Origin of the sequence: Streptomyces sp. NPDC021356, from assembly GCF_040641015.1 — a bacterium.
GTDB lineage: Bacteria > Actinomycetota > Actinomycetes > Streptomycetales > Streptomycetaceae > Streptomyces.
In genome coordinates this window covers 60,413-73,627 of sequence record NZ_JBFACU010000032.1, presented here as the reverse complement: position 1 = coordinate 73,627, position 13,215 = coordinate 60,413, and the positions used below count along the sequence as shown (strand labels likewise).

The 13,215-nt window shown below is 73.3% G+C and carries 13 protein-coding genes and 1 pseudogene; 4 read left to right on the top strand and 10 right to left on the bottom strand.

The features are described 5' to 3' along the window. Nucleotides 1-78: 78 nt before the first annotated feature. The gene (locus AB0G56_RS32660; protein ID WP_360976646.1) at nucleotides 79-1,047 is read left to right on the top strand and encodes a formylglycine-generating enzyme family protein; all 969 of its coding nucleotides are present in this window, start codon (nucleotides 79-81) and stop codon (nucleotides 1,045-1,047) included. 105 nt (nucleotides 1,048-1,152) lie between these two features. Then, entirely contained in the window at nucleotides 1,153-2,241 is a 1,089-nt protein-coding gene (locus tag AB0G56_RS32655) for a LacI family DNA-binding transcriptional regulator (RefSeq protein ID WP_360976643.1), read from the top strand. Nucleotides 2,242-2,315: 74 nt separating this feature from the next. Here AB0G56_RS32655 and AB0G56_RS32650 read toward each other — a convergent pair whose 3' ends face one another. The 4 genes from AB0G56_RS32650 to AB0G56_RS32635 form a co-directional block, all read right to left on the bottom strand. Continuing rightward, nucleotides 2,316-3,026 (bottom strand): sulfite exporter TauE/SafE family protein, encoded by a 711-nt coding sequence (locus AB0G56_RS32650; protein ID WP_360976640.1) that lies wholly within the window; start codon nucleotides 3,024-3,026, stop codon nucleotides 2,316-2,318. Further along, a complete protein-coding gene (locus AB0G56_RS32645) occupies nucleotides 3,023-4,429 on the bottom strand; it encodes an amidohydrolase family protein (RefSeq protein WP_360976637.1) in 1,407 nt (468 codons plus the stop codon). The genes AB0G56_RS32650 and AB0G56_RS32645 overlap by 4 nt, the downstream gene beginning before the upstream one ends. A 137-nt stretch (nucleotides 4,430-4,566) precedes the next feature. Beyond that, nucleotides 4,567-5,985: a solute carrier family 23 protein gene (locus AB0G56_RS32640; RefSeq protein WP_360976634.1), complete on the bottom strand. Its 1,419-nt coding sequence runs from the start codon at nucleotides 5,983-5,985 to the stop codon at nucleotides 4,567-4,569. 613 nt (nucleotides 5,986-6,598) lie between these two features. Then, nucleotides 6,599-6,895, bottom strand: coding sequence for a hypothetical protein (locus AB0G56_RS32635; protein ID WP_360976631.1), 297 nt, complete (start codon nucleotides 6,893-6,895; stop codon nucleotides 6,599-6,601). A 244-nt stretch (nucleotides 6,896-7,139) separates the two neighbouring features. Here AB0G56_RS32635 and AB0G56_RS32630 point away from each other — a divergent pair, with 244 nt between their 5' ends. After that, nucleotides 7,140-7,880, top strand: a complete 741-nt coding sequence (locus AB0G56_RS32630) for an alpha/beta hydrolase (protein ID WP_360976628.1) — start codon at nucleotides 7,140-7,142, stop codon at nucleotides 7,878-7,880. Between the two features lie 53 nt (nucleotides 7,881-7,933). On the opposite strand, the gene AB0G56_RS32625 is transcribed toward AB0G56_RS32630, so the two are convergent. Together AB0G56_RS32625 and AB0G56_RS32620 are read right to left on the bottom strand one after the other, a co-directional pair. After that, nucleotides 7,934-8,110: a hypothetical protein gene (locus AB0G56_RS32625; protein WP_360976625.1), complete on the bottom strand. Its 177-nt coding sequence runs from the start codon at nucleotides 8,108-8,110 to the stop codon at nucleotides 7,934-7,936. A 174-nt stretch (nucleotides 8,111-8,284) separates the two neighbouring features. Further along, a complete protein-coding gene (locus AB0G56_RS32620) occupies nucleotides 8,285-9,529 on the bottom strand; it encodes a hypothetical protein (RefSeq protein ID WP_360976622.1) in 1,245 nt (414 codons plus the stop codon). 167 nt (nucleotides 9,530-9,696) lie between these two features. Here AB0G56_RS32620 and AB0G56_RS32615 point away from each other — a divergent pair. Continuing rightward, nucleotides 9,697-10,008 (top strand): annotated as a pseudogene (locus AB0G56_RS32615) (alpha/beta hydrolase); the annotation flags it as partial. A gap of 57 nt (nucleotides 10,009-10,065) precedes the next feature. On the opposite strand, the gene AB0G56_RS32610 reads toward AB0G56_RS32615, so the two are convergent. The 4 genes from AB0G56_RS32610 to AB0G56_RS32595 all read right to left on the bottom strand — a co-directional run bounded on the left by AB0G56_RS32610 (nucleotide 10,066) and on the right by AB0G56_RS32595 (nucleotide 13,113). Next, nucleotides 10,066-10,464: a peptidase inhibitor family I36 protein gene (locus AB0G56_RS32610; protein WP_360976619.1), complete on the bottom strand. Its 399-nt coding sequence runs from the start codon at nucleotides 10,462-10,464 to the stop codon at nucleotides 10,066-10,068. 318 nt (nucleotides 10,465-10,782) lie between these two features. Continuing rightward, a complete protein-coding gene (locus AB0G56_RS32605; protein WP_360976616.1) occupies nucleotides 10,783-11,682 on the bottom strand; it encodes a phosphatase PAP2 family protein in 900 nt (299 codons plus the stop codon). 133 nt (nucleotides 11,683-11,815) lie between these two features. Further along, nucleotides 11,816-12,775, bottom strand: coding sequence for a hypothetical protein (locus tag AB0G56_RS32600; RefSeq protein WP_360976613.1), 960 nt, complete (start codon nucleotides 12,773-12,775; stop codon nucleotides 11,816-11,818). Then, nucleotides 12,772-13,113 carry a PadR family transcriptional regulator gene (locus AB0G56_RS32595; protein WP_360976610.1) on the bottom strand — a complete coding sequence of 114 codons (342 nt, stop codon included), beginning with the start codon at nucleotides 13,111-13,113 and terminating at the stop codon, nucleotides 12,772-12,774. Before AB0G56_RS32595 ends, AB0G56_RS32600 begins: the two co-directional genes overlap by 4 nt. Nucleotides 13,114-13,215: the final 102 nt, after the last annotated feature.

Genomic DNA, 13,215 nt, shown 5'->3' with positions numbered 1-13,215 from the left:
TCCGGCCCGCGGCCCGGCGCCCCGCCCCGCGGGCGCCCCCTGCCCCGGACACCGGCCCCGCAAGCGAGGACTTCGACCATGACCAGCGAGCACCACCCCTGCTGCACCCCGGGCGCCGTCGCCGTCTCTCCTCCGGCCGCCCCGCCGGCGCCGGGCCCCGCCACCCGCAGGCGCTCGACCCGCGGACAGGTCCGCCTGCCGGGCGGCGACTTCGCGATGGGCGACGCCTTCGACGAGGGCTACCCGGCCGACGGCGAGACACCCGTCCACACGGTACGTCTGCAGTCCTTCCACATCGACGAGACCACTGTCACCAACGCCCAGTTCGCCACCTTCGTCAAGGCCACCGGCCACGTCACCGACGCCGAACGCCACGGCTCCTCGGCGGTCTTCCACCTCGCGGTCGCCGCCCCCTCGGCCGACGTCCTCGGCAACGCAGCCGGAGCCCCCTGGTGGATCAACGTCCGGGGCGCCCACTGGCGCCTCCCCGAGGGGGCCCGCTCCGACATCACCGGCCGCCAGAACCACCCCGTGGTCCACGTCTCCTGGAACGACGCGACCGCCTACGCGCAGTGGGCCGGCAAGCGCCTGCCCACCGAGGCGGAGTGGGAGTACGCCGCACGCGGCGGCCTGGCCGGCCGCCGCTACGCCTGGGGCGACGAGCTGACCCCGGACGGCCGGTGGCGCTGCAACATCTGGCAGGGACGCTTCCCCCACACCAACACGGCGGAGGACGGCCACCTGACCACCGCACCCGTCAAGTCCTACCGCCCCAACGGCTTCGGCCTGTGGAACACCGCCGGCAACGTGTGGGAATGGTGCTCCGACTGGTTCTCGCCCTCCTACTACGCCCAGGCACCCGTGGACGACCCACACGGCCCGGACACCGGGACCGTACGCGTCATGCGCGGCGGCTCCTACCTGTGCCACGAGTCCTACTGCAACCGCTACCGGGTCGCGGCCCGTTCCTCCAACACCCCGGAGTCCTCCTCCGGCAACCTCGGCTTCCGTTGCGCCAACGACGCCTCCCGGGCGGCGGCCGGGTGACAGGGGACGACGTCCTCCCGATCGGGGCAGAGGGCGGCGCGTACGGTCCGTTCGGCCGGCGGCCGGGGCTGGAGATCCGCCCGCCGGGTCGGTCAAGATACCGTCATGCCTACCTCCCGTTCCGGCCCCCGGCCGCCGACCATCGCCGATGTGGCCCAGGCCGCCGGCGTGTCGCGGACGACTGTCTCGCACGCCCTCAACGGGATCGGCAAGGTCGATCCGCGCACCCGCGAGCGCATCAAGAAGGTGGCCGCGGACCTCGGCTACCGCCCCAACCTGCGCGCCCAGCGGCTGCGCCGGGGCCGGTCCCAGGCGATCGCCCTGGCCTCCTCCATGCCGTTCGCGGTGGCGGGAGGCCCGTCCCGTCTCGGCTTCTACATGGAGGTCGCCGCCGCTGCCGCCGAGTGCGCCCTCGTCCACGGCTACGCACTCGTACTGCTGCCGCCCGCCCGGTCGGGTTCCGCCCTGTACTCGGTCGACATCGACGGGGCGATCGTGGTCGAGCCCGAGGCGCAGGACCCGGCCGTCGCGCAGCTGCGCGAGCGGCAACTGCCCTACGTCACCCTCGGCCGGCCCACGGACCCGCAGGACGACGCCCCCCACGTCGACCTGCACGGTGGACGCGTCGCCGAGCTGCTCCTGGACCACCTGCGGGAGCAGGGCGCCCGGCACCCCGCTCTCTTCGTCGGGGCCGGCACCCGGCACTCCACCGTCGACGCCCTGGCCGCCTACGAACGGGCCGCCGCCGCCCACGGCTGGGAGCCGGTCGTCGTGACCGCGCCGGAGGAGGGCGGCGAGCAGGCGGGGTACGAACAGTGTGCCGGGCTGCTCGCCGAGCACCCTTCCACCGACGCCGTCTGCGTCCTGGTGGACGCATTCGCCGTCGGCGCGGTCCGCGCGATCCGCGAGTCCGGCCGCCGCATACCCGAGGACGTCATGGTGGTGACCCGCTACGACGGTCTGCGCGCCCGTACCTGCGATCCGCCGCTCACCGCCGTGGACCTGCACCTGGACCGCGCCACCGCGGACGCCGTGGTGCTGCTGCTGGCCCGGATGGGCGTGGCGGGCGCGGCAGCCGGCGACGCCCGAACCAGCCCCGTGGGCGAGGGCGCGCAGCGGCCCGCGGCCGAGGACACCGGTGAGCCCCGGGTCGTCGTCCGCGCGTCGTCGCTGCGCCGGCCCCGGCGACCCTGACCCGGGCGAGCGGCCCACCGCCCCGCCGGCCGGCCCCGCGGCGGGAGTCGGCCCTCGCCCACAGCACCGGCCGGTCAGGGACCCAGCATGAGCACCACCCCGGAGACCAGGGCGAACGCCAGCACGAACAGCCGCATCCGTGTCGCGTCGATCCGCTGGTGCACCAGCCGGCTCAGCCACGCTCCGGCGATCAGCGCGGGCAGGGACAGCAGGGCCCAGCCGAGCTGCGCCGGGTGCCCCTGGCCGGTGGCGAACAGCAGGGCGAGGGAGGCGACTTCGCCGACGAGGAAGCACACGGCCACCGTCGAGCGCAGTTCGCCGGGCGGCCGGTGCTGGTAGACGAGGGCGAGCGGTGGCCCGCCGACACCGGTCGCCGTCTCCGTGAGACCCGTGATCATGCCGGCTCCGAGGTAGGCCCCGCGCCCCGGTGTGAACGCCGGGGCGGCCAGGCTGACCAGCGCCGCGAGCACCGTCGACACCCCTACCACCAGGCCCAGGCTGCCGACGGGGATCGCCCACAGCAGCAGCAGCCCCCCGGGCGTGGCCAGCAGCCGGGCCGCTGTGATCCAGCGGGCTCCGCGCAGGTCGAGGCTGTGCCGCTCGCGCCATGCCACGTACAGGTTGAGCGGGATCATCGCCGTCAGGACGAAGACCGGGAGCAGCGAGGGTGCCAGCAGGCCTGCGACGGGGGCGACGATCAGCGCGAAGCCGAGACCGCTGGTGCCCTGCACGAAGGCGGCGACGGCCACCACCAGGGACAGGATCGTGAGCGTCTCGCCGTTCATCGCGCCGCACTCCGCATCCGGGCGGCCGCGGACGTGGGGTGCACTCGCGTGACGGGCGCGCGGGCCACCACCTCGGCGCCGAGTTCGGCGGCCCGGCGCACCAGGGCGGCACCGTCGAACTCGGTGGGCCGGCCCTGCCACAGTCTCAGCCGGCCGGCCACGAAAACCGCGGTGATCTGGTCGCGATTGCCACGCCGTACGAGTTCCCAGGGCAGGTCCCACGAGGGGTGCATCTCCGGGTTCGTCAGGTCCACCAGCAGGAAGTCGGCCGCGTGGCCGGGAGCGACGCGGCCGGTGACGGCGCCGAGGCCGACCGCGTCGGCGCCGCCCGCCGTGGCGTGCTCCAGCCAGGTCCATCCCGCGCCGCACGAGGAGTCGCCGCAGGTCAGGCCGTAGGCGAGGCGCTGCGCGAACTCGGCGGCGTCGAGCAGCCGGAACCCGTCACCGCGGGTGCCGTCCGTGCCGAGCCCGAAGCGGATCCCGCGCTCGGCCCAACTGGTCGCGGGTGCGACGGCGTTGCCCTTCCAGGCGCTGGCGACCGGGTTGTAGCCGGCCGCCGCGCCGGTGTCCGCGAGCAGGGTGATCTCCGCGGGGGTGAGCAGAGTGGCGTGCGCGGCGAGCAGTTGCGGCCCGAGCGCGCCCGTGTGGTGCAGGTACTCCAGGGGGCGCATTCCGTGCTGGACGAGGACGCGCTCGACGCCCGCGAGGTGCTCGTTGACATGGATCTGGACCACGGCGGACGCCTCCGCCGCGAGTCCGGCGGTGTTGTGCAGGGTGCGCGCGGTGGCCGCCTCGGGCACCGAGACGGCGAGCGAGGGGTGGATGAGGGGGTCGCCCGCGTAGCGGGCGAGGTGCTTCTCGGCGCGGGCCAGGACCGTGTCCGTGTCGTTCCCGGCGGCCTCCTCGGCGGGGCCGAGGTCGTTGCAGACGAGCCCGAGGACGCAGCGCAGTCCGGCGTCGCGGGCGGCTGCCGCCACCACCTCGACGTCGACGGTGGCGCGGGTGCCGGCGTCGGCCACGGTGGTGAAACCGCCGCGCAGCGATTCCAGCGCGGCGAGCTTGGCCGCCACGTACGCCGACTCCTCGTCGAGCGCGCCTTCCAGTGGTACCCACACCCGGCGGAAGATCTCCGACGGTTCGCCGAAGGCCAGCGCGGCCCCGAAGCTCTGGGTCAGGTGGTGGTGGACGTCCACGAAGCCCGGCATCAGGGCCTGCCCCGGCAGCGGCACCGGGGTCAGGTCCGGATGGGCGCGGGCCAGTCGCTCGAGAGGCCCGACGTCGTGGAAGGCGCCGTGGCGCACCACCACCGCGTCCTGGTCCCGGGGCCCGTCGGGGGTGAAGGTCACGTCCGGAACCAGCAGCAGCGCCTCGGCGCCGAGCTGGTCCGGGGTCAGGTGGTTCATGGTTCCCTTTCGGTACGGCCATCGGTGCGGCCTGGTGGGTGGGGTCGTGCGGTCGTGCGGAGTTGTGGGCGGCGGCGGGGTGTGCCGGGAGGCGGCCGCAGACTTGACGGTCGCGGACAAGCGGCGTTGACGGGCCGTCAGAATGCTCGGGCCGGCCCGGGTTCGGGCTGTTCGGCGGTGGGGGCCGCGGCCGCGGTGCGCGTCAGGCGCGGGCGTACGTGGTGGAAGAGCACGTTGAGCAGGGCCGCGGCGAAGGCGCCGACGGCGACGCCGCTGCCCAGCAGGATGCGCACGCCGGAGGGGAAGCCGCGGTAGATGTCCGGTACGAGGATCGGCAGCAGGCCGACCGCGAGGGCCACCGCGCAGACGATCGTGTGCGAATGCCGTTCGAGGTCGGCCCGCGAGAGCATCTGCATGCCGAGCACGGTGACCACGGCGAAGACCACGAGAGCGGTGCCGCCGACGACGGGGGACGGCACCGCGCCGATCGCCCGGGTGACCGGGGCGAGGAAACCGAGGACGACGAGCACCGCCCCCGCCGCGGCGGTCACGAAGCGGCTGCGTACGCCGGTGATGCGCACGATGCCGATGTTCTCCCCGCTGGTCACCATCAGGGGCAGTCCGAAGAGGCCGCCGAGCAGCGAGGTGGCGGCGTCGCCACGGACGGTGCGGGGCACCTCGCGCCGTGGGTCGATCTCCTTGCCGACGGCCTCGGCGTTGATGACGGTCTGGCCGGTGGCCTCCGCCATGGACGCCAGGCTGTAGAGCATCAGCGGCAGCGCGGCGAGCAGGTCGAACACGGGCGCGCCGAAGGGCAGCGGCTGCGGCAGGCTCAGCAGTCCTCCCCCCGCGGCCCGGCCGAGATCCACCTGGCCGAGGGCGAGGGCGAGCAGGGTGCCGGCGAGCAGGCCGAGCATCACGGCGAGTTGGCGCAGTACGCCGGTGAACAGCCAGTAGAAGGCGACGGTGAAGCCGATCGTGGCGAAGGCGAGGCCCAGCCGGACGGGCGAGGCGAAACCCGGGGCGCCGGACGGGCCGGTGACCAGTTGGGCTCCGACCTTGACCAGGTTGACGCCGACGATGACGATCATCGTGCCGATGACCAGGGGCGGGAAGAACCTGAGCAGACGTGCGAAGACGGGCAGCACGAGGAAGGTGAAGACCGCCGTGAGGAGTACGGCTCCGGCGGCGGTGGGCAGACCGTGCTGCTGGGCGATGGCGAGGAAGAGGACCAGGGGCGCGCCGCCGGGCAGCATGACGAACGGCAGCCTGGGCCCGAACTTCCAGGGTCCGAGGGACTGGATCAGCGAGCCGATCCCGGAGAGCACGAAGGCCGCGGAGAGCAGGTCGACGGTGAGGTGGCCATCGAGGCGGAGGGTGGCGCTCATCAGGAAGATCGCCGAGATGGGGGTGGCGGCCATGACGAGGACGTGCTGCACGCCGAACAGCACGATCCTGCTCAGTGGGCGGCGCTGGTCCACGGGATGGGGCCCGGGGGAGGGGGAGGCGGGTGCGGTTGACGCGCCCCGGGAGGGGGCGCTGCGGAATCTGGACACGTTCGAGCTCCTGTCGGCTCGCTCCGGCACAGGCCGCGATTCAGCCGTGGACGGCAGCCAAACCGAGGGGCCAAATCGATTTGGTCGCTAGTGTGGGAGCTGTTCCGCCAGGGCGTCAAGGGGTAGGAAGGACTCCCGAAGGCGGCCGATCGCGAGGCGGGCGACCCAGCGGTCGGCCGACCGCCGTGTCTCACCCCCCATTTGACGGAGGCGCTGGGAGCACGGCGACGCCGAAGGGCGACCGCGAGCCCGGCGCGGGGGAGGGGGGACGGAGCGGGACGGCCGCCTTCAACGCGGCCCTGGTGGAGGCCTTTTGCCGTGAGCCGTCTTCGCGAGGGCGTGGGACGGTTGCCATGACGGGGAGCACGGCTCACTGCCCGCACCTGGTCCGCGGCCGCACGCTGCGGCGGATCAGCAGGGCACGTCCCCCTTGCAGCGCCACAGGACGTCACGCGGCTGCACGTGGGCGTTCGGGGAAAGCTGGTGCGCGATCCATTCCTGGCCGTTGCCGAGCGCGAGCAGGCCGTCGGCCTGACACGCGGCATCAGCCGGTCCTGGCGGCCTTCACTGCGCCCGCGCCTCCCTCGTACGCCGTACGGGTGTGCCGAGGTGCTCACGTGTCGAGGAGTTCGTCGGGGAACAGGTCCTCGCAGGCGTACCGGCGGTCGGTGACCTGCTCGAACGCGTAGCGCGGGAAGGCGTCGATGGTCCTCCTGTCCGCCCGCAGGCCGTGCTTCCAGTGACCGGCGTCCAGGAGTTCGCGGTTGGCCTCGTACAGGGGACTGACCCACGGCAGCATCAAGTCCATGTGGTGGTCGCCTCGGCCGCGTTCGTAACCGGCGAGCGCGGTGCCGGCGGACTCGGTGAACGCGTCGAAGACCGCTCGGGGTTGCGGACCGTCGAATTCCACTCGACGATCCGCTGCGGCGCAAGCAGCTCTGCGGTGTCCGGCTCCTCGGCATCCGGCCACGGAGCCCGCGCAAATAACCGTTTGGCGGATCACCGCGGCCACTGCTAGGTTTCCGGAGGCCGTGCTGGAGAGCGAGGAGGTGGTACCCGTGAACGTATCGACATGGGTGCTCCCCTCCGGGGTCACGGTCGGGCGATAGGTCGTCCGGGAGCGCCGTTCACGAGCACTCCCGAAAGGCACGACTGTGCACTTCACTTCTGAACAGCGTCTCGACGACGCCGTCCTCGAACGCGAATTCACCCTCGGCGAGATCCCCGGCATCCTGTGGACTCCCGCGTCCGCTTCCGCATCCGCACCGGCGCCGCTGATCCTCCTCGGACACCCTTCGCTCGGGCTGCGCAGGATGTACCCCCGGCTGGTGGGACGGGCCCGGCACGTCGCAGCGGACGGTTTCGCCGCGGCCACCATCGAACTCCCCGGGAGCGGTGACCGGCCCCGTTGGGCCGCCGTCGAGCAGGCCCGCGCCGACCTGCGCCGGGTGATGGAGGCCGGCGAGCCGGTCGATGACGAGATCATCGACGCCCTCGTCCTCCCGCTGGTCGAGAAGTCGGTCCCGGAATGGCAGGCCGCCCTGGACGCCCTCCTGTCGCTGCCCGAGATCGACGGCCCGGTCGGGTACTCGGGGGGTGTGATCTCCATCGGCATCCGGCTCGCGGCGGTCGAGCCGCGCATCGCGGCCGCCGTCCTGTTCGCCGGGAGTCTAGTGCCCGCCGCCCTGTTGGAGGAGGCCCGCCAGGTCACCATCCCGCTGCACGTCCTGCTGCAGTGGGACGACGAAGGCAACGACCGGCAGGCGGCCCTGGACCTGTTCGACGCCTTCGGCTCCAAGGAGAAGACGCTGCACGCCAACATGGGCGGGCACACCGGCGTCCCGCAGTTCGAGGGGGACCCCGCGGCCCGGTTCTTCGCCCGCCACCTGAAGTAGGGCCCGGCCGTCAGGTCGCCGGCAGACGATGAGCACGCCCCGCCTGCCGGCGATCAGGGCGGATCGGGACGCGCCGCACCCGTCTGCGCGTTCCTGTGGCCCTCGCCGTCCCGGCCGTCCTCCGGTCGCCCGGTGAGCCGGGTCGCGAGGCGGTAGGTGACCGTGGTGTCGCGGTACTCCTCACCGGCGACGACCACGTCGGGGAGGTTCGTGCGCTCGCTGCGGGACATCGACGTCCGCTTCCCGGTGCCGGGGAAGCGGACGTCTGTCAGCGGGTCCTCCTCGAAACGGAGACGGCCGGAACGGACGGTGACCCAGAACGCGATGTCCGGGTGCGTGCCGGAGGCCGGGTGCGGCTCCGCCGCGTGCCGGATGGCGTCGTCCGGAGCCGGACCGCAGGCCGTTCATGGCGGCTCGTCAGCCTCGCCGGCCGCGCGGCGGCGACGGGACCGGGGCGGCAGCTTCCCGTCCTCGCCGCGCACTCGGCGTCCCCGCGTGCCGCCGTGACCTCGGACGGCCGGGTCACGGTGCTCGTCGTCGGGCCCTTGCGCCCCGCTCCGCCGGGGCGGCGCGGCCCGGCGGACGGTACCGGCCGCCGGATCCGGCACATCCGGTACGTCCGCGACCTCGGTGACATCCGCGTCGTCCGACACGTCGGTGGCCTCCGGTACGTCCTCCACGGCTCCGGCGCCTCGGCCCGCCGTACCCTCCGTCATGTCGCCGCCTGCACGCGCGGCTTGCCCGGCCGCGCTCGCGGGGACGTCACCGGCCGCCTCGCCGGTGTCGGCGACGACCCCGCTCACCGCGCCCGCGGGGTCCTCCACGGTGCGTCCCGCGCCACGCCCCACATCACCGACGGCACCCCCGGCGCCCCGCCCGACATCCCCCACCGCCGTGCCGGCCCCGCGGCCCACGCCCTCCACCGCCTGTCCGGCCCCGCGGCCCGCACCCTCGACCCCTCGGCCGGCCCCGCGTCCCACGTCCCGTACCCCCTCGCCCGCACCGCGCCCCACGTCCCGCACGGCGGCGCCGGCTCCCCGGCCGATGTCGCCGACCGCTCGCCCCGTGCCCGCGCCCAGCTCACCGAGGGCCTGCCGCGCCCCGCCTCCGACGTCCTGCACGGCCGAACCGACCCCTCGGGTCAGGTCCTCCAGGATCTGCGGATTGCGGTCGAGCGTGGTGAGGACCCGGTTGATGATCACCGCCACGTTGTCAAGACGCACTTCGAGCCGGGCCTGGGCCTCCACTCCCGAGATGCCCAGGTGTACCCGGCCCAGTGCGACGTCGGCGCCGACGTTCAGCTTCAGGAGGTCCAGCACCTCGGCCTGGAGGGAGACGTGGGCCCGCAGGTCCTCGACGTCCAGGTCGATCTCGTCGACCTTGAGCAGCGGGACATCGAGGTACACGTCGGGCTCGGCGTCGGCAGAACGGCCCTCCCCGGGGAGGGCGGGCTGTTCGGGGTAACCGTCCAGCCGGTCCTCCTCATACTCCGGGTCCTCCGGGTCCTCCGGGTCCTCATGCTCCGGCTCCTCGTCGTCGTACGCCCCGGACCGGGCGTACTCGCCGTCGCCCTCGCCGGCTTCGGGTTCACCGTCGCGCACGCCGTGCTCCTCGGGGTGACCTTCATCGTCCTCGGCGCTGTCGCGCATCACCGAGCCTCCGCAGGTTCGCCGGACGTTTTGTCCATTCTGAGACTGTATGCGCATTGGTGCACGGGCGGCGCGTCCGGAGCCTGAGCACTGCCCGCGCCGGCGGAGCCACTCCTCGCGTCGGCCTGTCCGTAGCCGTGGCGGGTGTGCGGGCGGCGGTGCCGTCGGCCGGCCGCGAGGCCCTGCACCGCAGCGCCGTCCACCTCACCCGCGGCACCGTGCCCACCATGCGTGAACTCCCGCTGGACTTGGAGATTCCGGGCACCTGCCTGGTGCCCGAGGCCGACGGTCCGCTCCCGGGCGCCCAGGCGCTCACCGAGGCGGGGGCGAAGGCGGTGCCGATCCCGGACTGCGGTCACGACATCATGCTGGACAATCCGGAAGCCTTTGCCCGCGCCACGGCGTCTTTCGCGCAGTCGGCCGCAGATCCCGGCTCGGTCGCGGTTGATGGCCTCGCGCACCCGCGGTCGCCGTCGTGATCGCCACCCGTCTGCCGGGCTCACGGTCCTGCGGCCGGCTCCTCGCTTCCGGGCCTGCTACTGCTTCTTGAAGGAGCGGATCTGGTAGCTGCCCTGGAGGTTGCCCCCGTGGCCGGCGGCTGTCGAGCCGACGCGCGCATGGTAGTTGGTCTGGGTGTAGTACTGAACGCGGTGGCCGGTGCCGTTCCACAGGGACAGCACCTTCTTGCCGTTGCGGATGAAGGAGCACTGGTCGGCGGTGTTCGCGACCTTCTCCGCCGTCCACTGGCAGCGGCTGCCGCCACCGTCCCAGCCGCTGTAGATGCAGAAGTGCCCCGGGTCGCAGTGGAAGGCCGCGGCGGCGGCAGCTACTTCCGGAGCGGCCGGGGCCGAAGCGGCAGCGGAGGCGGCGGGGGCTGTGCCGAGGGCTGCTGCGAAGGCGAGTGCGGCGATGGCGATCGAACTGACACGGCGCATAGGAGTTGTTCCCTTTCCACTGGGTCCACCGTGGTGTTCCTTGAACCACGGCTGTCAGTCTCATGCGCTGCGAAAGGCGATCACCAGAGCGTACGCGGAGGCGCGTGAGGCGTCGCCGGCAGTCACCGGTACCACCTCTCCACCGCGTGAGCCGGGGCCTCCGGCGGAGGCGGGGTCACGCGCCGTACACGGCGCGCAGAACCCGAGCGCGTCCCGACCAGGGTCGGTCGAGACACGGCACGGGCCGGACGGACCGCGCCGTCCGGCTCGTGGGCGGCCTGCGATCTGGGGCGACGCCGTCAGGTGTCGGCCGGGTGGTCAGCCCTCTGCGCGGCGCGGGATGCGCTCCGGCCGCTGCGCTGTGGTGAACCAGAACAGCACCGAGCACAGGAAGGCAGAGGCCGCGAAGACCAGTGATTGCGTGACGGAGTCGTCGCGCGCGCCGGCGACGAGGGCCCCGGCCGCTGACAGGGCCAGGGCGGCCGCGGGCAGCGCACGAGGGTGCCGCGTGACGCCTGGGGCGCCGGCCGGTGGCAGCAACCGGGTCGCGAGGCCGTAGCAGGCGCAGGCCAGCAGTGTGGCGCCCAGTACGTCGCTGGGCCGATGCTGGTAGGTGGCCTGGACGGCGGCCGCGGTGACGGTGAGCCAGAGCATGCCGGCCGCGGTGACGTAGGGACGGGAGCGGGGGCAACTGACGAGGACGGCGCCGAGGGCCAGCCCGGCGGGGATGGCCGTGTGTCCGCTGGGGAAGCTGGCTTCGAGGAGGGAGTCCCGGGCGCCCACCAGGTCGGGGCGGGGCAGGCCCCTGGTCAGCACCTTGCTGCCGAGCGTGGCGACGACGATCCCGGCCGCCGCCAAGCCGTGCCACCAGCACCTGCGCACCACGGTGACAGCCGCTATGACCACGAGGCCCACGAACACGGTGGGCATGGCGGTCCGGTCCAGGGGCGGCATGGCCGACGAGCCGTAGGCCACCCCCGACCAGGCGTAGGCCCACGCCGGTTTCGCGCTGGCGTTCTCGAAGATCAGGGAGTTCTCCGCCCGTTGCCCGAACGGGGTGCAGACGGCGATCAGGTAGACCGCCAGGAACCCCAGCAGGCACAGCAGAGCCGGGACCAGCGGTCGTACCGTCCGCGCGTGGCTGGGTTCGACCGTAGTTCCCAGGAGCTTGCCGGGATCCGGGCGCGTGGGCAGGGACGAGCGGTCTTGCCGTGTCATCGTCTTCTCGCTGTCTTCGCTGTCTTCGCTGTCTTCGTGGTGTTCGTGGTGTTCGTGGGGAACGGTGCGGTGGCCCGCCGTCCAGGGCAGGCGGTGGGCCGGCGGGTCCGGTCGGTCCGCCGGTCACCCGCTCCTATCCGGGGAGCGCCCGGTTCTGCCGGTGCTGGGCGGTGATCGCCAGGGCCGGGAGGGGGGCGACCAGGAGGAACAGGACGACCAGGTCCGGCAGGGACCGCAGGAAGCCGTCCGGGTGGGCCACGATCGCCTGCGTGCGGATGAACGCGAAGGCGGCGACGGGGATCAGCCACCGGTGGTCGCCCGTGGCGGCCGTCGCCACCCACGCGGCGAACAGCGCGACGACTTCGAGGCCGAACAGGCCGCGCTGGAAGGTCGGACTGGTCGAGACGATGTCCAGGCTTCCGGCCATGAACATGGCGAGCACGAGGGGGACCAGCCACCGGTACGAGTGGCGCCGCAGCCGGCCGGGACGGCATGCCGCCAGCACGGCACACGCGGTGCACAGCACGCCGGACAGCACCAGGTCATGAGCTGTGAGCGGAGCGCCCAGCCCGTAGTAGCCCAGGCCCGCCCTGCCCTCGTCACCGAAGAGGGTCGTGCTGGTGTACGTGGAACCGGCGTAGATCATGGCGGCCGCGGCCGGCAGCGCGATCCACGGCCTGCCGCGCAGCAGGGCGATGAGGCAGACCAGCGGAAGCAGCCCGTAGGGCAGCAGCCGCGTCTGCGTGTGCGGGCCCTGCGCCCAGGGATACCAGCCGGAGAAGTGGAAGGCGATGGCGCGCCGACCGGGATCGATGTGCAGCGCCCAGTGCCAGACGTCTTGCAGGTACGGAACCAGCGCCAGCGCGGCGAGGACGAGGGCGCTCAGCTGAATGCCGTCCAGCCACCAGGGCCGGGCCGGGTCGTCGGCGACGGCCCGGGCCCGGGTCTGCACTCCGGCGCGGACCAAGGCGGCGGCCTCCTTCGGCGGGGGCCAGGAGCGGCCGGGATACGCCTCGGACAGGCAGGCCAGCAACTCCTCGCCGTGCCGGGAACGGTAGGGCTCGGGGAAGACCGCGAGCAGCAGACGGTTCATGCCGGGGCCGCCCCGGCGTCCGGCGTGCGCCCGATGACGAGCGCCGCCGCCTGCTGCATCCGCAGCGCCTCCCGGCCGAGCGCCTCGGCGCCGTCCGTCGTGAGCCGGTAGTACCGCCGCGCCCGTCCGTCCACGATCTCCTCGTCGCCGGCGGTCACCATCCCGGCGCGCTCCAACCGCTCCAGCGCGCCGTAGAGCGTGCCGACGGCGATCCGGAGCCGCCCGCCCGTGGCCTGCTCGGCAGCCTTGATGATGCCGTAACCGTGCAAGGGTCCGTCCATGAGCGCAGCGAGGATGAAGTACTGCGGCTCCGTCAGGGACGGCTTCTGTCGTGTCATGCGACGAGCATATATCGTGCTCCGAAGTATATCTGCCCGGAACCGCCCTGTGTCGCGGGCCCTGGTAAATGGGTGTCCTGAAGCCACCGGCGGCGCGATCAT

What these genes read in the sequence shown, in the direction of transcription:
- AB0G56_RS32660 (WP_360976646.1), top strand. Translation starts at nt 79, where the DNA reads ATGACCAGCGAGCACCACCCCTGCTGCACCCCGGGCGCCGTCGCCGTC.
- AB0G56_RS32655 (WP_360976643.1), top strand. Translation starts at nt 1,153, where the DNA reads ATGCCTACCTCCCGTTCCGGCCCCCGGCCGCCGACCATCGCCGATGTG.
- AB0G56_RS32650 (WP_360976640.1), bottom strand. Translation starts at nt 3,026, where the DNA reads ATGAACGGCGAGACGCTCACGATCCTGTCCCTGGTGGTGGCCGTCGCC.
- AB0G56_RS32645 (WP_360976637.1), bottom strand. Translation starts at nt 4,429, where the DNA reads ATGAACCACCTGACCCCGGACCAGCTCGGCGCCGAGGCGCTGCTGCTG.
- AB0G56_RS32625 (WP_360976625.1), bottom strand. Translation starts at nt 8,110, where the DNA reads ATGTCCCGCAGCGAGCGCACGAACCTCCCCGACGTGGTCGTCGCCGGT.
- AB0G56_RS32620 (WP_360976622.1), bottom strand. Translation starts at nt 9,529, where the DNA reads ATGCGCGACAGCGCCGAGGACGATGAAGGTCACCCCGAGGAGCACGGC.
- AB0G56_RS32610 (WP_360976619.1), bottom strand. Translation starts at nt 10,464, where the DNA reads ATGCGCCGTGTCAGTTCGATCGCCATCGCCGCACTCGCCTTCGCAGCA.
- AB0G56_RS32605 (WP_360976616.1), bottom strand. Translation starts at nt 11,682, where the DNA reads ATGACACGGCAAGACCGCTCGTCCCTGCCCACGCGCCCGGATCCCGGC.
- AB0G56_RS32600 (WP_360976613.1), bottom strand. Translation starts at nt 12,775, where the DNA reads ATGAACCGTCTGCTGCTCGCGGTCTTCCCCGAGCCCTACCGTTCCCGG.
- AB0G56_RS32595 (WP_360976610.1), bottom strand. Translation starts at nt 13,113, where the DNA reads ATGACACGACAGAAGCCGTCCCTGACGGAGCCGCAGTACTTCATCCTC.